Origin of the sequence: Pantoea sp. Cy-640, assembly GCF_011752635.1 — a bacterium.
GTDB classification, from domain to species: Bacteria; Pseudomonadota; Gammaproteobacteria; order Enterobacterales; family Enterobacteriaceae; genus Pantoea; species Pantoea dispersa.
In genome coordinates this window covers 195042-216593 of record NZ_VWXB01000006.1, presented here as the reverse complement: position 1 = coordinate 216593, position 21552 = coordinate 195042, and the positions used below count along the sequence as shown (strand labels likewise).

At 57.4% G+C, this 21552-nt stretch carries 19 protein-coding genes and 1 riboswitch; of the genes, 9 read left to right on the top strand and 10 right to left on the bottom strand.

Going from position 1 to position 21552, the window contains the following annotated elements; translation table 11 throughout:
- The first annotated feature begins 31 nt into the window (after positions 1-31).
- Positions 32-655 carry a glutathione S-transferase family protein gene (locus F3J36_RS16820; protein ID WP_058780243.1) on the top strand — a complete coding sequence of 208 codons (624 nt, stop codon included), beginning with the start codon at positions 32-34 and terminating at the stop codon, positions 653-655.
- Here the strand turns inward: F3J36_RS16820 and F3J36_RS16815 are convergent.
- Positions 622-2112, bottom strand: a complete 1491-nt coding sequence (locus tag F3J36_RS16815) for a PLP-dependent aminotransferase family protein (protein ID WP_166720078.1) — start codon at positions 2110-2112, stop codon at positions 622-624. The genes F3J36_RS16820 and F3J36_RS16815 overlap by 34 nt on opposite strands.
- Before the next feature lie 135 nt (positions 2113-2247).
- Here F3J36_RS16815 and F3J36_RS16810 point away from each other — a divergent pair, with 135 nt between their 5' ends.
- A complete protein-coding gene (locus F3J36_RS16810; RefSeq protein WP_058759374.1) occupies positions 2248-2835 on the top strand; it encodes a LysE family translocator in 588 nt (195 codons plus the stop codon).
- A 277-nt stretch (positions 2836-3112) separates the two neighbouring features.
- On the opposite strand, the gene F3J36_RS16805 is transcribed toward F3J36_RS16810, so the two are convergent.
- Together F3J36_RS16805 and F3J36_RS16800 are read right to left on the bottom strand one after the other, a co-directional pair.
- The gene (locus F3J36_RS16805) at positions 3113-4723 is read right to left on the bottom strand and encodes a malate:quinone oxidoreductase (RefSeq protein WP_166720077.1); all 1611 of its coding nucleotides are present in this window, start codon (positions 4721-4723) and stop codon (positions 3113-3115) included.
- A 526-nt stretch (positions 4724-5249) separates the two neighbouring features.
- Positions 5250-5495 carry a DUF1158 domain-containing protein gene (locus F3J36_RS16800; RefSeq protein WP_010615729.1) on the bottom strand — a complete coding sequence of 82 codons (246 nt, stop codon included), beginning with the start codon at positions 5493-5495 and terminating at the stop codon, positions 5250-5252.
- A gap of 285 nt (positions 5496-5780) precedes the next feature.
- Between F3J36_RS16800 and mntP the strand changes: the two genes are divergently transcribed.
- From mntP to treC, 5 genes are all read left to right on the top strand, one after another.
- Positions 5781-6353, top strand: a complete 573-nt coding sequence (gene mntP / locus F3J36_RS16795; protein WP_021507902.1) for a manganese efflux pump MntP — start codon at positions 5781-5783, stop codon at positions 6351-6353.
- Positions 6354-6472: 119 nt separating this feature from the next.
- The gene (azuC, locus tag F3J36_RS24390) at positions 6473-6550 is read left to right on the top strand and encodes a stress response protein AzuC (protein WP_125310475.1); all 78 of its coding nucleotides are present in this window, start codon (positions 6473-6475) and stop codon (positions 6548-6550) included.
- Positions 6551-6740: 190 nt separating this feature from the next.
- Positions 6741-7577 (top strand): fumarylacetoacetate hydrolase family protein, encoded by an 837-nt coding sequence (locus F3J36_RS16785; RefSeq protein ID WP_166720076.1) that lies wholly within the window; start codon positions 6741-6743, stop codon positions 7575-7577.
- A 270-nt stretch (positions 7578-7847) separates the two neighbouring features.
- The gene (gene treB / locus F3J36_RS16780) at positions 7848-9290 is read left to right on the top strand and encodes a PTS trehalose transporter subunit IIBC (RefSeq protein ID WP_058770908.1); all 1443 of its coding nucleotides are present in this window, start codon (positions 7848-7850) and stop codon (positions 9288-9290) included.
- Positions 9274-10938 (top strand): alpha,alpha-phosphotrehalase, encoded by a 1665-nt coding sequence (treC, locus tag F3J36_RS16775; protein ID WP_166720075.1) that lies wholly within the window; start codon positions 9274-9276, stop codon positions 10936-10938. Before treB ends, treC begins: the two co-directional genes overlap by 17 nt.
- A 52-nt stretch (positions 10939-10990) precedes the next feature.
- Here treC and F3J36_RS16770 read toward each other — a convergent pair whose 3' ends face one another.
- The 6 genes from F3J36_RS16770 to F3J36_RS16750 form a co-directional block, all read right to left on the bottom strand.
- Positions 10991-11776 (bottom strand): hypothetical protein, encoded by a 786-nt coding sequence (locus F3J36_RS16770; RefSeq protein ID WP_166720074.1) that lies wholly within the window; start codon positions 11774-11776, stop codon positions 10991-10993.
- Between the two features lie 48 nt (positions 11777-11824).
- The gene (locus F3J36_RS16765) at positions 11825-13231 is read right to left on the bottom strand and encodes a radical SAM protein (RefSeq protein WP_166720073.1); all 1407 of its coding nucleotides are present in this window, start codon (positions 13229-13231) and stop codon (positions 11825-11827) included.
- Positions 13231-14505, bottom strand: coding sequence for a glycosyltransferase (locus F3J36_RS24095; protein ID WP_211073144.1), 1275 nt, complete (start codon positions 14503-14505; stop codon positions 13231-13233). Before F3J36_RS24095 ends, F3J36_RS16765 begins: the two co-directional genes overlap by 1 nt.
- Before the next feature lie 13 nt (positions 14506-14518).
- Positions 14519-15892 carry a glycosyl transferase family 2 gene (locus tag F3J36_RS24090; protein WP_211073142.1) on the bottom strand — a complete coding sequence of 458 codons (1374 nt, stop codon included), beginning with the start codon at positions 15890-15892 and terminating at the stop codon, positions 14519-14521.
- A 381-nt stretch (positions 15893-16273) separates the two neighbouring features.
- Positions 16274-17644: an MFS transporter gene (locus tag F3J36_RS16755; RefSeq protein WP_166720072.1), complete on the bottom strand. Its 1371-nt coding sequence runs from the start codon at positions 17642-17644 to the stop codon at positions 16274-16276.
- Between the two features lie 171 nt (positions 17645-17815).
- Complete coding sequence (locus F3J36_RS16750) at positions 17816-18718, bottom strand: GntR family transcriptional regulator (protein ID WP_166720071.1); 903 nt, start codon at positions 18716-18718, stop codon at positions 17816-17818.
- A gap of 135 nt (positions 18719-18853) precedes the next feature.
- On the opposite strand from F3J36_RS16750, the gene F3J36_RS16745 reads away from it, so the two are divergent.
- Positions 18854-19882: a zinc-binding alcohol dehydrogenase family protein gene (locus F3J36_RS16745; protein ID WP_058775148.1), complete on the top strand. Its 1029-nt coding sequence runs from the start codon at positions 18854-18856 to the stop codon at positions 19880-19882.
- An 8-nt stretch (positions 19883-19890) separates the two neighbouring features.
- On the opposite strand, the gene F3J36_RS16740 is transcribed toward F3J36_RS16745, so the two are convergent.
- The gene (locus F3J36_RS16740) at positions 19891-20808 is read right to left on the bottom strand and encodes a nucleoside hydrolase (RefSeq protein WP_166720070.1); all 918 of its coding nucleotides are present in this window, start codon (positions 20806-20808) and stop codon (positions 19891-19893) included.
- 107 nt (positions 20809-20915) lie between these two features.
- A riboswitch (Fluoride riboswitch) is annotated at positions 20916-20990 on the top strand.
- Between the two features lie 91 nt (positions 20991-21081).
- On the opposite strand from F3J36_RS16740, the gene crcB reads away from it, so the two are divergent.
- Positions 21082-21459 (top strand): fluoride efflux transporter CrcB, encoded by a 378-nt coding sequence (gene crcB / locus F3J36_RS16735; protein WP_021507890.1) that lies wholly within the window; start codon positions 21082-21084, stop codon positions 21457-21459.
- Positions 21460-21552 lie beyond the last annotated feature (93 nt).

Below are 21552 nucleotides of genomic sequence, written 5' to 3'. Positions count from 1 at the left end.
TAGATTAACAATTCTGCCAGCGGAGTCCGCTATGTTAAAAATTCTGGGCCGTAACTCGTCAATCAACGTTCGTAAAGTGCTGTGGCTCTGTTCAGAGCTGGATATTGCCTGGGAGCACGAGCCGTGGGGCGAAGACCCGCAGTCGTTGCACTCACCGCAGTTTATGGCGCTCAATCCCAACGCCATGGTGCCGGTGATCATCGAAGATGACTTCGTGATGTGGGAGTCCAACGCGATTCTGCGCTACCTCGCCAACAGCAACGGCGGTGAATGGCTCTACCCGGATAATCCGCGGGCGCGCGCGCCGGTCGATCAGTGGATGGACTGGCAGGCCACCGAGCTCAACACCTCATGGCGCTATGCTTTTATGTCGCTGGTGCGCAATTCGCCAGCCCATCAGGATCCACGCCTGCTGGCTGCCGCCGTCAAAGGCTGGAGCCACACCATGGGTATTCTTAATCAGCAGCTGGAAAAAACCGGGCGCTACGTCGCGGGCCGTAACTTTACCCTGGCCGATATTCCGGTTGGCCTGGCGGTGAACCGCTGGTTTGAAACCCCGCTCGACCATCCGGACTTTCCTGCCGTGCAAACCTATTACGAGCGCCTGACCGAACGCGAGGGTTACACCACCTGGGGCCGCAACGGTAAGCCCTGAGCCTGACCCGGCGCGATACCGGTGATTTCACAGGCCAGCGCGCCGGTGCGTTTCAGTGCCCAGGTGTAACGCTCATCAAACGGATAGCAGCAGGAGAGACGCAGCGCATGGCGATAGCGATCGCTCAGTGAATAGAGCGCGCCCGGCGTGACGCAAATCTGCTCCTGCAACAGGCGATGGAACATCTCCACCGTGTCAACCTTGCCCGGCAGCTCGACCCAAAACACAAAGCCGCCGCGCGGCAGGGTAGCGCGCGTGCCCTGCGGGAAGTGACGGGCAATGATGCCGCGCGCCGCATCCAGATTGGCGGCATAGCGACGCCGCAGCGAGCGCAGATGGTGATCATAACCGCCGCTGGCGAGGAATTCGGCCAGCGTTTCGCTCAGCAGTTTTGATTCGGTCATCGACGATACCGCTTTCAGCCGCGCAATCACCGGATGGAAGCGGCCGGCAGCCGTCCAGCCCACGCGAAAATCGGGCGCGACGGTTTTGGTGAAGCTGGTGCAGTAAATCACCCAGCCGTCGCGGTCAAAGGCTTTGACCGGTGGCGACAGCGGCCAGTCAAACTGCAATTCGTCATACAGCCCATCTTCCAGCAGCGGAACGTGGTAAGTATTCACTAACTTCGCGAGACGCTTTTTATTCTCCAGCGGCATCACGTAGCCCAGCGGATTCTGCGCGCCCGGCATGGCGATCAGCGCCTGAATGCGCTGCTCCTGCAGCAGCATCTCCAGCGCATCCAGCGACAGGCCGTTTTGCGGATCGGTGGGGATTTCCAGCGCCTTCAGCCCGAGTGAGGCCAGCAGCGGGAACAAAAAGAAGTAGGTCGGCGATTCAAGCCCGACGCAGTCGCCCGGCTTCGTCACCGCACGCAGCGCCAGCTGCAGCGCTTCCATGCAGCCGTGGGTCAGGGTGATGTCCGCGACAGTGAGATTCAGGCCGGTGTGCAGGCTACGGCGCGCAATCTCCTCCCGTAAGCGCTCACTACCCGGCGGAAGCGCGTAGCGACCAATGATGTCGTTATCGCGGCGAATAAGGGAGGCGGTAATGCGTCCCAGTTTCGCCGCCGGAAACAGCTCACTATCCTGCGGGCAGGCCAGCGAAATATTGGTGTAGTCGGGGTGGTTCTGCGCGGCGAACACCTGCTCGATCAGTGCCAGTTTTTGCGTGCTGGGGTCATTAACGCTGGCGCTCATTGGCCTGAGCGGTCGCGTCACCGCGGGCAGCACGCCACGCACGTAGTAGCCCGACTGCGGACGGGCTTCTATCAGGCCGCGATCTTCAAGAATATGCCAGGCACTTAACACCGTATTGATGCTGACCTGGTGCGACTGCGCCACGCGCCGGATGGCCGGCAGGCGCTTACCCGGCTTCAGCGTGCCCTGATGGATAGATTCGGCAAAGCTGTCCGCCAGCTGCTGGTACAGCGTCTGGCCGGATGAGAGAGGAAGGGACACAAAAGCCTCCGCGCGCGATAGGTACAATTTAAAATTGCCTTAACTGTATCCATCACAATAGTGATTTTGTGTCTCTGTTGCCATCGTAATATGCGCATTAGCATGGTGTTTCGTTGATTCTCAGGGAAACGTACCATGCTCGATCCATCCTTCTTTAGCTACGTTACGGTGATGTCGATTACACCGGGTCCGAACAATCTGTTACTGGCCACGTCCGGCGTCAATTTTGGCTTCCGGCGCACGCTGCCGATGCTGTTTGGCATCCTGCTCGGCTGTGCGTTACAGATGCTGCTGGCGAGCGTGGCGCTGGAGCTGCTATTGCACTGGATGGCGTCTGTGCGGTTGCCGCTGACGGTGGTGGGATGCAGCTATTTGCTGTGGCTGTCGTGGAAAATCTTCCGCGCCGGTGCGCCGCAGCTGCGCGAACGTCCGCGTCCGATGACCCTGCTGGGCGGCGTGTGTTTCCAGGCGGTGAATCCCAAAGCCTGGCTGATGGTCACCAACGTGGCGCTGATGTACGCCAACAGCAACGGTGTGCTGGCGGTGCTGCTCGGCTTTGCCGCCCTCAACCTGCCGTGCATTTTAATCTGGGCAGCGCTGGGCGACCGGCTGCGCCATCACCTGCAGATTGCGTGGAAACGTCAGGCGTTCAACACGCTAATGGCGCTGTCGCTGGTGGCGACCACCGGCTGGATGCTGTATGACGCGCTGCTGTTGAGCTGATGCCACGGCGTTGGATGGCGCGGTAAGCAGGGGCACCATATGGGGGGCTGGTCAGTTAACGAAGCCGTACGACGCACCCTGATGTAGCGGCGCGATTTATCGCGCAATGTGCAATGTATTGTGCCGCTAACAAACGCGCGCTTCCTGGTGAATAAATCCCAGGCTGAACCGTCAGGGATTGCGTCATCCAAAGGGCGACACCGTAATCAAAAAAAGAGGCCGCGATTGCGGCCCCAGTCAGGTCTCTATTTACCGGTGAAGGGACAGGCGTCGCCGCTTATTTGCCCACCACATGGGCGGTTTCACGACCTTCGTCGTTCGCGGCTTCCGGCGTGATGACCGGTGCGTAATCCAGCTGCAGCACGCGACTGGTTTCGGCCAGCACCTTCTCGGTCAGCGCCACGTCGCCGTTCAGCTTGCGGCCCCACGACGGGATTACCGCGCGGATTTTGGTTTGCCACTCTGGCGAGCGCATTTGCTCCGGGAACACTTTCGCCATCAGCTCCAGCATAATCGGTGCTGCGGTGGAGGCCCCCGGTGACGCGCCCAGCAGCGCAGAGATCGAGCCGTCGGCCGAAGTGACCACTTCGGTACCGAGACGCAGCACGCCGCCCTCTTTCTCATCATTTTTGATGATTTGCACGCGCTGACCGGCCGTGACCAGCTTCCAGTCTTCCTGTTTTGCCTGCGGCACATAAGCGCGCAGCGCTTCCATACGATCGTCATCGCTCTGCAGCACCTGATCGACCAGATATTTCACCAGATCGAAGCTTTTCAGCCCAACCTGCATCATCGGCAGCAGGTTACTGCTGTTCATCGCGCCGAACATATCCAGCAGCGAGCCCTGTTTGAGGAATTTGGTGGAGAAGGTTGCAAACGGGCCAAACAGCAGCACCTGCTTGCCATCCAGCACGCGGGTATCAACGTGCGGTACCGACATCGGTGGTGCGCCCACGCTGGCTTTGCCGTACACCTTCGCCATGTGCTGCGCCACTACGTCCGGGTTTTCCGTGACGAGGAACGAGCCGCCCACCGGGAAACCGGCGTAGCCTTTTACTTCCGGGATGCCGGTTTTTTGCAGCAGCGGCAGCGCCGCACCGCCGGCACCGATAAACAGCTGGCGCGCGGTCAGCACACGCGACTCACCGCTGGCGAGGTTGTGCAGGCTTACCTGCCAGCGCCCATCGCTCAGGCGCTTGATATCGCGCACTTCCTGACGCAGACGCAGGCGGAAATTCTCTTTCTTCTCCAGCGCGGCAATCAACTGGCGCGTCACTTCACCGAAGTTAACGTCGGTGCCCATGTCGGTCCAGGTGGCCGCCACTTTCTGCTTGCGGTCACGCCCGTTCATCACCAGCGGAATCCACTGAGCGATCTGGTCACGATCTTCGGAATAGTTCATGCCGCGGAACAGGGTGCTTTTCTGCAGCGCCTGGAAGCGCTTGCGCAGGAAAGCGACGTTGGCCTCGCCCCAGACAAAACTCATGTGCGGCGTGCTGTGAATAAAGCTTTGTGGATTACTCAGGTTGCCTTTCTGTACGTGATACGCCCAGAACTGGCGGGAAATCTGGAAGGATTCGTTAATCGCCACCGCTTTGGCAATGTCGATGCTGCCATCCGCTCTTTCGGGCGTATAGTTCAGCTCGGCCAGCGCCGCGTGGCCGGTGCCGGCATTGTTCCAGCCATTAGAGGATTCGACCGCGACATCATCCAGCCGCTCGACCATCTCAATCGACCAGTCTGGCTCGAGATCCTGCAGCCAGGTGCCTAAGGTAGCACTCATCACGCCTGCGCCGATCAGCAGGACATCTACGTCTTTTCGTTCCTGAAGGTGTGTGCTTTCCATGCCAGCGGCGGCTAGCGCCAGATTTACCGCAGTGTTGCTCATGAGGCGACATCTCCTCTCTGTTGCCCTGAAGCTCAACAGGTTCGCAGGCGAAACAGCCACGCTTTTTGCAAGCGCGTTGCGCTATTTCTCAAAGGTTAAGACTCAGGTTTAAGCCATAGGTGTGATAACGGTTAACTGCACGTTATGCATATGCATTCGAATATAACATTCTCGTATCGGAATTAAACGTTTGTTTATTTTTTAAATGCAGAAATGATTCAGCATAAGAATTAATCAGCCCGACGGCGCTGTCATAAGGGATTTTTATCCCCTAATCAGGCAGTTATAGTAACGTAGTTGTTGCGACAGTGTGAGGGAAATGGAGAGGGTTGATTTCACAAGGTGAGCTGGGTCACAAATTAACGCATTGAAAACGATAGGTTTTAGCGAAATTGATTTTTTATGCGGATTTTATGTTGCCTGATGTTTCGCCAGATCGTGTAAAAATAATGTTACATTTGTGTGACTTTTAATTTGGGCACCGTGTCAGGCGCCCGTCAGAAGAAAAATGCATCACGCGCACCGCTCAGCGCAGCTGGAACCAGCGGCGCCAGACGAAGCGAATAATGAAAAACTCAACGGTACCCAGCAGCAAAAACCAGACGCAGAACACCATGGTGTACAGCTGATTCACATCCTGCAGATGCAGAGCCTGCTGCAGCTGTTTTGCCAGCGCCACGCCAAACGAAGGGGCGGGCAGCAGTAGCGCCGAAAGAAAGCCCAGCAGCAGAATGCCGCCCGGGATGATCAGCGTTTCAAATGGGTTTTTCATCGCATCATTCCAAATCAGTTAGCGCGGGCATTAGCGCATAAAACCGCGGCGCGGTGCAATCCCCGCAGCAGCGCGCGCTAAGAAATTTCTTCTATTCCATCCACTTAGCTGCAGAAATAGCGGCAGTTAAGAGTTATAGCCTTTGCTATACTTAAACCCATGATTTTGTTGTCTTTTTTTTGGCGGGTTGACGTGCTAGACTGCGCGCACTTTTTCATTACTGAACCCGATATGCGGACAAAGTGCAGGCTTAATCGTCTTATTTCACCGCATTGACTGAAAACCATGACATTTATCGCAACCCTGATTCTGGCCTTTGGTATGTCGATGGACGCTTTCGCTGCAGCACTGGGCAAAGGCGCGTCGCTGTATCGTCCGGGCTTCAAAGAAGCATTACGCACAGGGCTGATTTTTGGCGTCATTGAAATGCTGACGCCGCTGGTGGGCTGGGCCATCGGGCTGGCCGCCAGCCACTACATTATGGCGTGGGATCACTGGGTGGCATTTGGTCTGCTGGGCATTCTTGGCGGGCGGATGATCATGGAAGGTTTCCGTCAGACGGCCGACGAGCCGTGCGAAGCGCCGCAGCGCCACGGCTTTATGGTACTGGCGCTGACGGCGGTAGCGACCAGCCTTGATGCGCTGGCGGTGGGCGTTGGCCTCGCGTTCCTGCAGGTTAACATTGTGCTCACCGCGCTCACCATCGGTGCGGCCACCACTATCATGGCGACCACCGGTGTGCTGGTCGGTCGCTTTATCGGTCCGGTAATGGGCAAATGGGCGGAAGTGCTGGGCGGCGTGGTACTGATCAGCATTGGCTGCACCATCCTGATTGAGCACTTAGGGCTGTTCCGTTGACGACTTGCACGATGGGGTGGGCACGTTTTTGTGATCTGGTTCAAAAATAATTGCGTGAAAAATGCGCGGGCGTTATAATTTTCGCGTAATTCTTCAACAATTTTTGTATCAGGTGCACCATGAAACGTTTTTTCCGCTCCGTGTTTCGCTCTTATGTTGAGACCTTCAAACACGTACCGCCGGGCGCCTTAAACTAAGCGCTCCGCCAGAAACCCTCGATAATCGCGGTCAGGGATCGACCTGTGGTTATCACCCGGCGCCGTTCCCCTCTGCGCATCTCTGTCACCAAAACTCACAAACATTAATTACTTTACCCTCAGGTCATACCGCTTTTCCGTCTGGCTTTTGATAACCTGCGCGCAAATTCTCTATAACATTGAGGCCATCATGCAGCTGTGCAGTTTTTCTCTTATTGACCAGGCAAGAAAAAGTTATGGCATCGTGCAAGCCGACGGCGTGATCGATCTCGGTACGCGGCTGGGCGACAGCTGTCCGGATTTGAAAACTCTGCTGCAGCGCGGTGGCCTGAGTGACCTGCAGGGATACCTGAGCGAGCCGGTGGACTATGCCTTCAGCGCGATTCGCTTCCTGCCGGTGGTGGAAAACCCAGGCAAAGTCTTCTGCGTTGGCATGAACTATGCCGACAAGCGCCAGGAGTTTGCCGCCACGCTCGACGCGCCGACGCTGTTCGTGCGCTTTGCCGATTCGCTGGCTGCGCACGAGCAGCCCCTGCTGAAACCGGCGACCACGGCTGAATTTGATTACGAAGGCGAGCTGGCGGTGATCATCGGCAAAGCGGCTTATCAGGTAAAAGCCGCCGATGCGCTGCAGCATGTGGCGGGCTACAGCTGCTTTATGGATGCCACGGTGCGCGACATGCAGTTCACCTGGTTTACCGCAGGCAAAAACTGGCAGCAAACCGGCGGCTTTGGCCCGTGGATGACCTCCGCCGACGACATCCCGGACCCGCAGCAGCTGGCGATCAAAACCTGGCTGAATCAGCGCGAAGTGCAGAACGATACCACGGCCAGCATGGTGCATCCGGTGGCGAAGATCATTGAATACATCTCGGCGTTTAGTCCGCTGTCACCGGGCGATGTCATCATCACCGGCTCACCAGGCGGCGTGGGGAAAAAGCGTACACCACCGCTGTTTATGTTCCCTGGCGATGAGATCGAAGTGGAAATTGAGAAGATTGGTCGTCTGCGCCACCGCATCGTCTGACGTTTTGTTGCGCGGTGGCGAACGTTGCACAGCCACCGCGCTACCGTTTAAATAAATATTCAACAATACGAAATGTCCCGAATTTATATTTAAATGGCGCAGATTTAGTTATCAGGTTAAATAATTATTGTTAAGTTAATTTTCCTGCGATGTATTGCGTAAATATTTTTGTGATCGCCAACTAATTCCCTCGCTTTGCTATAGTTAAAATTAAAAGCAGCGGCGTATTATCGTCCACTGCCGATTCCGGCATGGAAATAAGGGATGATAATGAAAACCATCAGTCGCGAGATCATTAACGATCTCATTGACCGCGTGGGCGGTCGGGAAAATATTCTGTCACTTTCGCACTGTATTACCCGCCTGCGCTTTGTGCTGCAGGATGTCGACAAGGCCGATCCAGAGGCCATCCGCGCCACGCCCGGCGTTAAAGGATGCTTTAATTCTGCCGGACAGTTTCAGGTAATTATTGGAACCGAAGTTGACACTTATTATAAAGCGTTAGTTGAAGCACTAAATATTAGTGAGACCTCTAAGGAGCAGATTAAATCTGCAGCGCGCAGCCAGATGAAATGGCACGAGGCATTATTATCCCATTTTGCTGAGATATTTTTCCCGTTATTACCGGCGTTAATTAGCGGCGGTTTAATTCTCGGTTTCCGTAACGTGCTGGGCGATATTGCCGTGGCGGATGATAAAACCCTGGTGCAGCTCTATCCCGGTGTGAAAGGGCTGTACGATTTCCTCTGGCTGATTGGCGAAGCGATCTTCTTCTATTTGCCGGTGGGGATTTGCTGGTCGGTGGTGCGCAAGCTGGGCGGTACGCCAATCCTGGGGATTGTGCTGGGCATTACGCTGGTTTCACCGCAGCTGATGAATGCGTATCTGATTGGCAGCCAGGTGCCGGAAGTGTGGAACTTCGGCTGGTTCAGCATTGATCGGGTCGGCTATCAGGCGCAGGTGATCCCGGCGCTGCTGGCCGGGCTGGCGCTGGCGAAAATCGAACTGGCGCTAAAACGTATCGTGCCCGCCTATCTGACGCTGGTGGTGGTGCCGGTGTGTGCGCTGCTGCTGTCGGTTTTCCTCGCCCACAGCCTGATTGGCCCGTTTGGCCGTCTGATTGGCGACGGCATCGCCTTTGCGGTGCGTCACCTGATGACCGGCAGCTTCGCGCCGATTGGGGCCGCGCTGTTTGGCTTCCTGTATGCGCCGATGGTGATCACCGGCGTGCATCAGACCACGCTGGCGGTTGATCTGCAGATGATTCAGAGCATGGGCGGCACGCCGGTGTGGCCGCTGATTGCGCTGTCCAATATTGCACAGGGTGCTGCGGTGGTCGGCATCATTATCGCTAACAAAGATCGTGCTGAACGCGACCTCACCGTGCCGGCCGCCATTTCAGCGTGGCTCGGCGTAACGGAGCCGGCGATGTACGGCGTCAACCTCAAGTACCGCTACCCCATGCTGTGCGCCATGATTGGCTCTGCGCTGGCGGCGCTGCTGTGCGGCCTCAACGGCGTGATGGCCAACGGCATCGGCGTGGGCGGCTTGCCGGGCATCCTCTCGATTCAGCCACAGTACTGGACGGTTTACTCGCTGGCGATTCTGGTGGCGATTCTGGTTCCGCTGCTGCTAACCATCATCATCACCAAACGTAAAGCGGCAACCGCCATCATCAGCCAGGCCGAGGTGCAACATGAACAGGCACGCTGAATATCCCTGGTGGCGCCAGGCGGTGATCTACCAAATCTATCCCAAAAGTTTTCAGGACAGCGGGGCGCGCGGCACCGGCGATCTCAACGGCGTGATCCAGCGGCTGGATTATCTGCAGCAGCTGGGCGTCGATGCGCTGTGGCTGACGCCGATCTATGTGTCGCCGCAGATCGATAACGGTTACGACGTGGCGGATTACACCGCCATCGATCCCGCCTACGGCACCATGGCCGACTTTGACCACCTGCTGGCGGAGACGCACCGGCGCGGTATGCGCATGGTGCTGGATATGGTGTTCAACCACACCTCGACCGAGCATGCCTGGTTTAAGCGTGCCGAAGCCGGTGAACAGCCGTACGTCGATTTTTATATCTGGCGCGACGGGGTGCCCGGTACGCCACCCAACAACTGGCAGTCTAAGTTTGGCGGCAGCGCCTGGGCGTGGAACGAACGGCGTCAGCAATACTATCTGCACCTGTACGCGCCGGAGCAGGCCAATCTCAACTGGGAAAACCCGGCGGTGCGCGAGGCGTTAAAGCGGGTGTGCCACTTCTGGGCGGATCGAGGCGTCGATGGATTGCGGCTTGATGTGATCAACCTGGTGTCGAAGCACCAGGATTTTAGCGACGATCTACCCGGCCATGACGGGCGGCGCTTCTACACCGATGGCCCGCGCATCCATGACTACCTGCAGGAGTTCAACCGCGATGTGTTCACGCCGCGCGGGCTGATGACGGTGGGGGAAATGTCCTCGACCACGCTGGCCAACTGCCAGCGCTATGCTTCGCTGGCGCAAAACGAGCTGTCGATGACTTTTAACTTCCACCATCTCAAGGTGGATTATCCCCAGGGCGACAAATGGACGCTGGCGGCACCGGACTTCGTTCAGCTCAAGGCAATTTTTGCGGAGTGGCAGCGCGGGATGCACGACGTGGCGTGGAATGCGCTGTTCTGGTGTAACCACGATCAGCCGCGTATCGTCACGCGCTTTGGTGATGAAGGTGCGCTGCGCATCGCCTCGGCAAAATGCTTTGCGATGTTGCTGCACGGCATGCAGGGCACGCCCTATATCTATCAGGGCGAAGAGCTGGGAATGACCAACCCTCATTTTACCCGCATTGAGCAGTATCAGGACATCGAGAGCCACAACATCCACGCTGCGTGGCTGGCGCAGGGCAAGCCGGAGGCGGCAATCCTGGCGATACTGGCCAGCAAATCGCGCGATAACAGCCGCTCGCCGATGCTGTGGGACAGCAGCGCCAATGCCGGCTTCACGCGGGGTGAGCCGTGGATAGGCGTGGCGGATAACTATACGCTGATCAACGCGGCTAACGCGCTGCTCGACAGCAACTCGGTGTTCTATGGCTACCAAACGCTGATTCGGCTGCGTAAGCGTTACGCTATCTTCACCGAGGGCGATTATCAGGATCTGGCACCGCAAGCGTCACACATCTGGTGTTATCGGCGCAATTCGCCGCGTGAAAGCCTGCTGGTGGTGGCGAACCTGAGTCACAGCGCGCAGCCACTGCTGCTGCCGGAAGTTGAAGGCAACTGGCAGGTGCTGATGAGTAATTACAGTGAGGCATCGCCGCCTGGGGCATTGACGCACCTGCGGCCTTTTGAAGCGGTGTATTACTACCAGTCGTAACGGAGAAATCCGGCGGCGCGTTTCAGCAATGAGCAGAGCGCGCCGCCAGCACTCACTTCAGCGTGCCACATTCCGCCACGGCGAGATAATCGGTATACAGCTGCGGCGAACCGGAAAAGGACGCCAGCTGCTTCCACTCTTCATACATCTGTTTGGTATCCCGGTGTGTGCGCGCAAAGTCAGCCGCGCTGGCGGTGGCGATATCAGGCTGCGGATAAAATACATTCAGCGCCGCTTCACTCTCAATCTCCATCATCACCACATAGCCGTCCAGCCGGTTGCCGCTGTGGCCTTTCAGCAGATGAAACTTCCAGCCGGGATAATCAACGATACGCGCGGCATTCTGCGCGATGAATTGCTCAAATTCCTGCGGCTGCACGCCCGGTCGCAGCGCCAGATAGTGGGTACCGAGAATGCGCGCGGTGCCGCTGCGGGCATCAAAACGCGGGCCGCCCGGCAGCGTACTGTGAGGATTCTCTGCCAGCAGATCGAAATGGGTGAAAATTGTCGGGCGCCGCGCGAAGGTTGCCAGCTGGCGCCACTCGCTGAGCAGTGCGTCCGCGTCGGGATGCAGATGCCAGAAGTGCTCTGCCTCGGCGGTAAGTTCACCGTCATCCTGCATAAAGCGCGCGCGCTGTGCCGCATCTTTCATTTCAAACAGCATCAGGTATTGATCGACGCGCTCGCCGCGCAGACCGCGAAACAGCGTCCAGCGCCAGCCGGGATAGCAGGGCAGATGCACGCTTTTTTCGCGCACGAAGGTTTCAAACTGTTCAGCGGTGACGCCCGCTTCGGTGTCGATGGCGATATAAAAAAAGCTATAAACAGACTGGGACATAACAGGCTCCAGGCACGCCGTCGCGTGCCGTTGAGAGGTAAGGGCGGTTTAGTCGAACTGGGTATTGATGATGGCTTCTACCAGCACGCGGCCGGTGGGGGTGAGCGTGACGTAGCGGCCATCGCTGTGTACTAACTCGCGCTGCTGCAACTCACGCAGCGCACGAGAGATGGTCGGCTGGGCAAACAGGCTGACGCCAAACTTCTGCTGAAACAGCACATCGTCGAGCGGAATCAGCGTTGACAGCGCCATCTTGCAGCCGTTGATGGCCTGCTGATCCGGCGACATACCGCGCACCGAGGCGATCGGCAGCTCACCGTTATCCAGTGCGCGCTGATAATCGGCGTAGTCGGTCAGGTTAATCAGCTCCGCGCCGGCACATTTGGAGCTGCCGCCAAGGCCAATCGCCACTTCCGGCGCCTGCTGGTCGAGATCGGTAATGATCGCTTTCCACTTCTCCGGCGGTGCGCTGCGATGGTGGAAATACATGGTGGGATGTTCAAGGTAATCGCCATCCAGCCACTGCTCGGCCAGCGCGCGCATCTGATACTGCTGACCCAGACTGGGCATCGCCGCATTCTTACGCTGCCAGGCATTTTCTCCCTCCGCCGACACGCCGGTGCGGCTCTCGGCGAACGGCTTCATGTGCAGCTTGGTGAACACCAGATGCGACAGGTCAAGCGCGCGCGCCTGCTGCAGATCGTCACGCACGTCGTCCACCGTTTGTCCCAGTAGGCCATACATCAGGTCGACGCTGACCAGGGCGAAGCCCAGCTCGCGCGCATCACGAATCACCTTGTAGCAGGCATCCGCGCTGTGCAGGCGACCACAGCCTTTGATCAGGCGGTCTGAGAATGACTGCGCGCCAAACGACAGTTTGCTGAAGCCCAGTTCGCGCAGCTGCGCGAGGAATTCGCGCGTCAGCGTGCCGGGCTCGCCTTCGAAGCGCAGCGTGGCTTCGCGGAAGTTGAAATGGTTGCGGTAAAAATCCATTAAGCGCCGCAGCTCATCCGGTGGCAGCAGCGAGGGCGTGCCGCCGAACAGGTTGAACTCACCCACCGGCACTTCACCCAGTGCCGGCAGCTGCGCCAGCCACAGCTTCGCCTCCTGAATGTTGCGATCGACGATATCGCGAAACAGCTCAGGCGCGCGCGGCGACTGCGGATTTACAATCACCGTGGGAAACTGGCAAAAGTGGCACTTATAGCGGCAAGTGGGGATATACGCCCACAGATGAATTTGCGGCGCATGGCTCAGGCTTTGCTGCATGGCGCGGAAAAAATTCGGCAGCGGAAAATCGTCGATATCACCGGGAAACACATGGCAGCCAAAAGGATCATGCACCACGTATTCCAGCAAATCGGCGTTTTCCGGCCGGCTAAGCACCTCGCATATGGCCGGGCGAGGATAGTGACGATCGATATCCTGCAGGGATTGCAGCCAGGCAGCACGCATCAGAACACCCCGCCGTTTGCAAAGTAGTTATGCGCCTCACCGGATTCGCGATCTTCGCAGTAATACCAGACAAAGCGGGCGAAATCATTTTCCGTCACCCGGGCAAAGCAGGCCGGCAGCGGCGGTGGCTCGCCAATCTCTGCGCCGACGGCACGACGCAGCGCGGCAAACAGCTCATGGCGGAATTCAAAATAGAGGCGAAACGCCGGGGTTTTGTAGCTGTGAATCGGCAGGAAATCGGTCACGCTCATCTCCTGCATCATGCTGTGAATGCGGGCGAACAGGCGTTCAGCCACCTCTGGCGTGAAGAAATCAATCACCGCGGCATCGTCGCGCAGCAGCGACGGATTCAGCAACACCGGCAACACCAGATTTTTTGGCACGTAATCTTTAATCGAGTAGTGCCACGCCTGCTGCGCCTGCTCTGCGCTGACATCGGTGAACGGCGTCAGTGCGGTGAGCGTGGGTCGCACATCTTTCATGATGATGGTGCCGTTATGGCCGTAGGCCACGCCTTCAATCACTTCGTGCAGCAGGTTATCCACCCGGCGGCTGTTGATCTGCACGCGCGAATTGGGCGCATACACCGGTTTGCCGCCGGCGGCGATCACCTTGATGCCAAAATCCCAGTCGTCTGACAGATGTTCAACAAACTCACCGTTTTTCAGCTGGTAAAAAATCTCGATGCCGCCCACTTCGTCGTACAGCTGCTTTTCGACGCCAAAGCCTTTGCCGTCCGGAAAGCCGCCAAACAGGGAGAAGGAAGCGTGGCGGCAGCGCAGCGTTTTATCAATCTCCGCATACAGCCGCGGGCGCTCGTGAAAATCCGCGGTTTCGTAGTAGTAGTTACAGGTGCCCAGATCGCCGTTTTGCGCAATCATGGTGCCGACCAGTTCGTCGATCCACAGTGCATCAACGGTACAGTCCGCATCGGCCGAAAGGATGTAGTGCTTGCGCTGAAAGCCGCTGGCCTCGTCGCGCATACCGGCGCGCTGTGAGGCGAAATCCATGCCTTTTTTCCGCGCCGAAGAGACGCCCTGCACCGTCTCCTGCAGCTGATGAATCGTCAGCTGCGGATGCTGCGCGGCAAAGGCTTCAATCAGCGCGACCGAGTTATCGGTGGAATTATTATCCACCATGATCACTTCCAGATTATCAAAATTAAACAATCCGCCGGGTGAACGCTGCTGCAATATTGATTCCAGCACCGCGTTAATACGTGCTGCCTCGTTATAAACCGGCAGCACGACAGAAATAAAACAACGGTTATCCATAGTCACTCCTTAACTACACATTAAATATCTGCCGGAAGATGTGATCCGACAGCAGGGATTTTCCTTTCTGATAATTGCGCGTGGCGATGGCGTCGCGGCGTGCGTCATCCTGTAATAAGGCACTGACGCGCTGAATAAAATCGGCATCCGGCAGACCATCATGGCTGGCGGAAATCGCCATCAGTTCGCCTTCAAAACCGTACTGGCCATACACCTCGTGATAATATTCATAGCGGGTGGCGATATAACAGCGCTGATGGCTGATCGCCTCGCCAATCGGATTACCGTAGCTGTCGTAATCCCATGCGGTTAAAAACGACACCACATCGCAGGCGTGATAAATATCCTGAATAGTGGTGGCCTGTGGATTACGCTCCATAAAGTCGTGATTCAACGCGCCAAAAAAGATGACGTAACGCTCCAGCTGGAACCGGCTAATTAACTGCTTTAATGCGTGATAATGCACGCTGTCTTCCAGCGGATCGCCAGCGACCATTAAATAAACGCGCTGTGGCTGATGCTGCGCGATAAGTTCACTGTTCAGCGCATGCAACAGGTGAATATCCCGATCGAGTCGCTTAGCCGGAATAATTCGCGTGGTGCGGGCAATCACCTTGTCCTGCGCCAGCAACCCAAACTGGCGGCGTAAATCTTTGCGCGGATGGCTCGGGTCAAAAGGATAGGTATTACGCATCACCTCGATTTCGACCTGATGTTCGCACCAGGCCGCCAGCTGTGAGGCCAGTGCCTGGTTCAGCGTGACGTAGGTGATATGCGGCGAGGGCTGCGGCCTGACGGCATGTGGCCAGGGCGCGCTGCCGTAACGCGATGAGGTGGATTCGCTGTTCCACATCAGGTCGTGGTCGCGCCACAACACAAACCGGCCGAGCTGTTTAGCGGCGCCGTATTGCGCTATCGCCAGATAGAGCGCGCGGGTAAAAATAATATTATCCGGCAGCGTCCCGTTCTCAATGATTAAATAATTGATATCCAGCGCCTGCCATTTTGCGCACAGCGCGTTTGCCACCGCCTGTGCCATCTTTTCCGTCTGCTGCACCAGGATTTTTTCTGCGGCGGCATCCAGCGTCTGGCTATGATTAATCAGTACGTCATGAATATATTGCAGAAAGGCCGGGTTATAACCTTCCACCTGACAAATTTCATCGTGCCGGACTAATGTAAAATGATGCTTCAGCGAATTAATTTCGTTTTCGGAATAGGGACGTCCGAAGTTTCCCTTATCAATTTTTATGTCGTAGCCGATATCAAGAAAGGAGGTGATTCCCTGCTCGCGTAAACGAACGGCAATTTTAGTGGCTTCTACTGTAATACCCGATAATGCCACGGCATCAAAAGAGATAAAAAGGGCCTTGCGTTGTAAATCCATTTGGTCACCACGCTCATACCTGAACATTAATAGTGACTGAACGGTAAGTTAAATTATCCGGTCAAACTTTGATCCAACCCACAAAAGTTTACTGTGGCTAATTAATTCACCTTCGTTAATGCATTAATGGATAATAATGCACTGAGGATGGTGATTTATAATATTCGTCTTTGAGTTTTGTCTTAAAATAATAACTATTACCGGCGTGTTTAGCAGTATATTTTCCTTATTTCGGGCTTAATAGTGCTGGATAGTAATTGCCATCATGCAGTTTAATTTATCTGATCAGATCCAGAATCAGGCGATAACGCGGCGGCTGGAATAGGTGTGGCGGGCGGATGAAGAAAGGGTGCGCATAACCTGCGCACCCGGAGAAGAGCATTAAGCAGAAACCCTGGTGTTACACCCATCGGTGATCGGTTTTCTGACCAGCAGCAGGTAAGCCAGCGCGCCGACCACCGTGACGCCAGCACATATCATCAGCGCGAGGCTGAACGATTTGGTGGTATCCAGCACCCAGCCGGTAATTACTGGCGCAAAAGAGGCGAAAACGAAGCTGGCAAAGTTCTGGATACTGCCCACTGACGCCGTCATGCGCGCCGTGACGTTAGCGTGGATCAGGCCCCAGCATGAGGTACCGGCAAAGTGAATGCAGAACAGCGCCATACCAATCAGCGTCACCGCGCTGGTGGTGTCGGTGGCGCGCGTCACGAAGGTGGTAAAGGCCGCGGAGAGCAGCATGCCGCTGACAATCGACACCTTGCGCACTTTCACCGCGTCAAAACCGCGACGCACCAGTGCATCCACCACGTAACCGTTGAGCAGCATGCCCGCCGCGCCGAACAGGAAAGGAATGGCGGCCAGCAGACCGGTGCTTTTCAGATCCAGATGATAGGTCGACTGCAGATAGCCCGGCAGCCAGGCGATGTACAGCCACGCGGTATAGTTGATGCCGCTGAAGCCAATCATCATGCCCCACATGGTGCGCTGCTTAAACAGTCCACGCCACTCGGCGAAACTTAGCGGCTCTTTGCGTGATGCCACGCTGCCCGCCTGCAGATAGTGAATCTCTTCACCGCTCAGCTTGTTGTTATCCCGGTCGCGATAGGTGAGATACCAGCCAATGGCGAGAAACATACCCAGCACGCCGATGGTGACAAACATGCCGCGCCAGCCCATCACCAGCATCATCGCCGCCAGAATCGGCGGTGCCACCGACAGACCAATCATCGACGCCGCGTTAAACATCCCCATCGGCATACCGCGATCTTTGATATTGAACCAGTCGTTGATCACCTTCACGCCGCACGGGTTCATCGGCGCTTCGCCAATGCCCAGCCCGATGCGCACCAGCACAAACTGCGTGAAGTTATGCACCAGCCCGGCCGCCGCCTGGAACAGTGACCAGAAGAACATGCCGATGGCCAGCATAATGCGCGGGCCTTTGCGATCGAGCAGCGCGCCGCACGGCAGCTGGGCTAAACCGTAGGCCAGCGAAAACGCTGACAGCAGCACGCCAATCTCGGTGGCCGACAAGCCCAGCTCCTCGCGGATGGTCATGTTGGCCACCGACAGCGAGCTGCGGTCAAGGTAGTTGATGATGGCGGCGAACAGCAGCAACAGCATGGCGGTGATTTGAATCTTACGGATGCGCGGAGAGCGCACCACATCGGCGCGCGCCGGTACATAATCCTGCCCGGCGTGCTCGGGTGCTGGCGCGGTGGTGCCGCCGCGCGTTGATGTATTTTCCATTGCAACCTCCCAGGTTCGGGTACTTATCGTTATCAGTCTTGGGGTTCCTGCGGCAGCGAAACGGGCTGCCCTAAGGGGCTGCCTTCGAGACTAGAAGTAAACCGCGGGAGATGTTGCAAACATGTTTCTGATTCGTGCGGGCGCTTATGCTTTGTGGTTTTTAATCGGTTTTTAATTGTACTGCCGGATAGAGCGGATCATCGAGTATTTGGCGGTTCTGAGATGCGCATGCAGCGCGCACAGCGCGTCCACATCCTGGCGGCTGATGAGCGCGGTAAGAATCGCCATATGCTCCTCCAGCGCGACGATGTTGCGTTGTTTCAGGTCGCTTTCATCCCACTGATAATGCGAGTGAAAAATCACAGAGATAATTTCGAGTGACTGGTTGAAAAACGGGTTGTTGGCGGCGGAGAGAATCAGCGTATGCATCTCTTTATCCAGCGCGGCAAACTGGCGGTAGTTGCTGGCGATGGTGTCGCGCAGCGCGCGATGACGATCCAGCAGATCGCGCGCCTGCACCCAGCGTTCATCACCGGCGGCGAGATTAAGAAAGCGGGTCAGCGCGTGCGTTTCCAGCATTTCGCGCAGTTCAAACAGCTTTTCGGCGTACTCCTGATCGAATTTCTTCATCCGCCAGTGGCCGCGCTTAACCGGTTCCAGCAGGTTATAGCGCATAAAACGCAGCAGGAACTCGCGCACCACCACCGGGCTGACCCGCACCTGCTGCGCCAGCTGCAGTTCGGTAAAACTGTCGCCTGGCATCAGCAAACGCTGGTTAATCAGGTTAAAAAACGCCTGCTCAAACTGCACCGCCTGTTGGTCGATCGGTGGGCTGAGTACGCTAAACCCATCCTCCTCGCAGGGATCGCGCACGATCACGTAGGTCTCAGCCACTTTTTCCAGCACGCCGCGCTGATGCAGATGCTGCAGCGTGTGGCGCACCGTGGTGCGGCTGATATTAAACATCTCGGCCAGCGCCGCCTGCGGGGGCAGCGGCGAGCGCACATGGCGGCGGGCAATGGCTTCCAGCATTTGATTGATGACGTTCTGGCGCAGATTCTGGCTTCGGCTCATACGGCCCTCCGGTTTTTTATGCATTAAAAACCACACAAAGCCCAAAAAAATCGCGCTGACTCACACTTCGCACAGCGCAACCTCCCGCCGCATTAGATTTTCGCCATAACTGCGTGAACAGCCCAGGAGGAAACGATGACGAACATGAAAACGCTGGTGGTCGCCGAACCGCGCAGCATGGTGTGGCAGCAGCGCAGCGTACCGACGCCTGCCGCGCACGAAGTCCTGATTAAACCAATTGCCGCCGGCATTTGCGGCACCGACATTCACGCCTGGGCCGGCAATCAGCCGTTTTTCTCCTATCCGCGCGTGCTCGGTCATGAGCTGTGCGGTGAAGTGGTGGCGCTGGGCGCGGCGGCGCAGGGTTTTCAGCCAGGGCAGCGCGTGGCGCTGATTCCTTACGTGGCCTGTCAGCGTTGCGACGCCTGCTTAAGCGGCAAAACCAACTGCTGTGAACAGATTTCAGTGATTGGCGTGCATCAGGATGGGGGTTTTTGCGAGTTTCTCAGCGTGCCGGACACTAATTTGCTGGCGGTTGACGATGTGGCGCCCGAAGCAGCGGCACTGATCGAGCCCTTTGCCATCAGCGCCCATGCGGTGCGACGCGCGGCGCTGGTCGCCGATGAGCAGGTGCTGGTGGTCGGAGCCGGACCGATTGGCCTGGGCGTCGCGGCGATTGCCGCCGCAGCCGGTGCACAGGTGGTGGTGGCCGATACCAGCGCTCAGCGGCGCGCGCACGTTGCGCAGCAGCTGCAGCTGGCGACGATCGATCCGCTGGCGGCGGATTTTACGGCCGCGCTGCGCGCAGAGTTTGGCGGGCGGCTGGCCGCGAAAGTGATTGACGCCACCGGCAGTCCGGCGGCGATGAACAGCGCCGTGCAGCTGATTCGTCACGGCGGCACCATCGTGTTTGTTGGCCTGCACAAAGGCGATCTGGTGATCCCCGACACCGAGTTTCACAAAAAGGAGACCACGCTGCTGGGCAGCCGCAACGCCACGCGGGAAGACTTCGACAAGGTGCGCGCCCTGATGGCCAGCGGTCAGCTGCGGGCCGATATGATGCTCAACCGCCATTACGACTTCTCGACGCTGGCCGAGACTTTTGAGCCCGGGGTGATCAACAACCCTGAGCTGATCAAAGGCGTCATCCATTTCGCCCGCTAGAGAGCGTGTCAGGCGCGCAGCGTGGCAAAAAAATGTTGCCGTACCGCCTCGGCGTCGACGCCCAGACACAACCGCTGGGCGCGCAGGCCGGCGAACGGATCGTCGCGCGAGGCGAGAGCGCTCACGCGCTGCAGCGTCTGGCCGCGGCTGATGCCTTCGGTCACCACGCGCACCGGCGCTGTCGTCACGCTGAACGCCTGCGGCAGCGCCAGCCATGACAGCGTCAGGGTATCGTGCAGCGCCATGCCATCAAATCCTTCTTTTTGCAGGCTGTAAGCCAGATAAGGCCGGCAGATGGCACTCAACACCGGCTGATTCAGCTGGCGCACTTCCTCTCCGCTGATCAGCACCTTGTGCGTCACATCCAGCGGCAGCATCACCACCGGCAGCGCCGAGGCCAGCACCTGATCGGCGGCATGCGGATCTTTCCAGATATTGAACTCGGCGAACGGCGTCACGTTGCCGGCGTGGCCGTCAGTGCCAAACGCGCCGCCCATGATCACCAGCTCTTTCACCAGCGGAATAATGTCTGGCGCCTGGTTGATGGCGCAGGCGATGTTGGTCAGCGGCCCGATTGCCACCAGGGTAATCGCATGCGGCTGCGCGCGTACGCTATCAATGATGAACTGCACCGCGCTGTCGGCGGCATCGCTATACGGGTTATCGAAGGCATCGCCGAGACCGTCTGCGCCGTGCAGGGTAGCCGGTGCGGAAGGGGCCAGCGCCAGCGGACGCGCACAGCCGCGATACACCGGCGCGCTGATGTTCATCTTTGCACAGAACAGCCGGGCGTTTTTTACCGCCTGGCCAACCGCGACATTGCCAAACACCGTGGTGATGCCCAGCAGCCGCTGCGTGCGCGCCGCATACGCCAGCGCAAAGGCGTCATCCACGCCGATATCAGTATCAAAAATCAGGGTACGCATCGGAATCTCCTTGCTGATGATGTCTGCCACGGTAAAACATAATCGTTCCCGACGATACGCTGACGGCAGGTGAATATTGTCACCTCCGCCGCGCCAGCGTATTATCGTGCCTCTGAGGTGATGGCGTGCCACCTTACCCAACCGCCCTCTGGTCACAGACGGCTGATGACGCCTGACAACTTGCTTATCCCTGCGCGGGAGACGGCGGTGTGTCAGGTGTAGTTTCTGTCCTGCCGCGGCCCTGCGCGTATCTCAATTCAGGAGCTCCAGACTATGCTGAAGTCGCTGTTCGCGGTCATGATCGGTGGTGCCATCGGTTGCACGCTGCGCTGGCTTATCTCTTTGCGTTTCAATACGTTATTCCCCAACCTGCCGCCAGGGACGCTGATCGTTAATCTGGTCGGTGGCTTTATTATTGGCGCGGCGATGGCGTGGTTTGTGCGCAATCCGCACATCGATCCCGTATGGAAACTGCTGATCGTCACCGGCCTGTGCGGCGGGCTGACGACGTTTTCGACCTTTTCGGCCGAGATCGTGGTGTTGCTACAATCAGGAAAATACCTGTGGGCAATGTCGAGCGTGATGGTGCATGTCATCGGTTCATTGCTGATGACCTTTGCCGGTTTTGCCGTGGTGAACCTGCTGGGCTAAACGACACGCTTGAAATCACCCTTAAGAGGGGGATACTGATCAGGATGCTGTGCGGGTGGCGCACAGCATCTGTCACCGCTTTATCCGGACGAT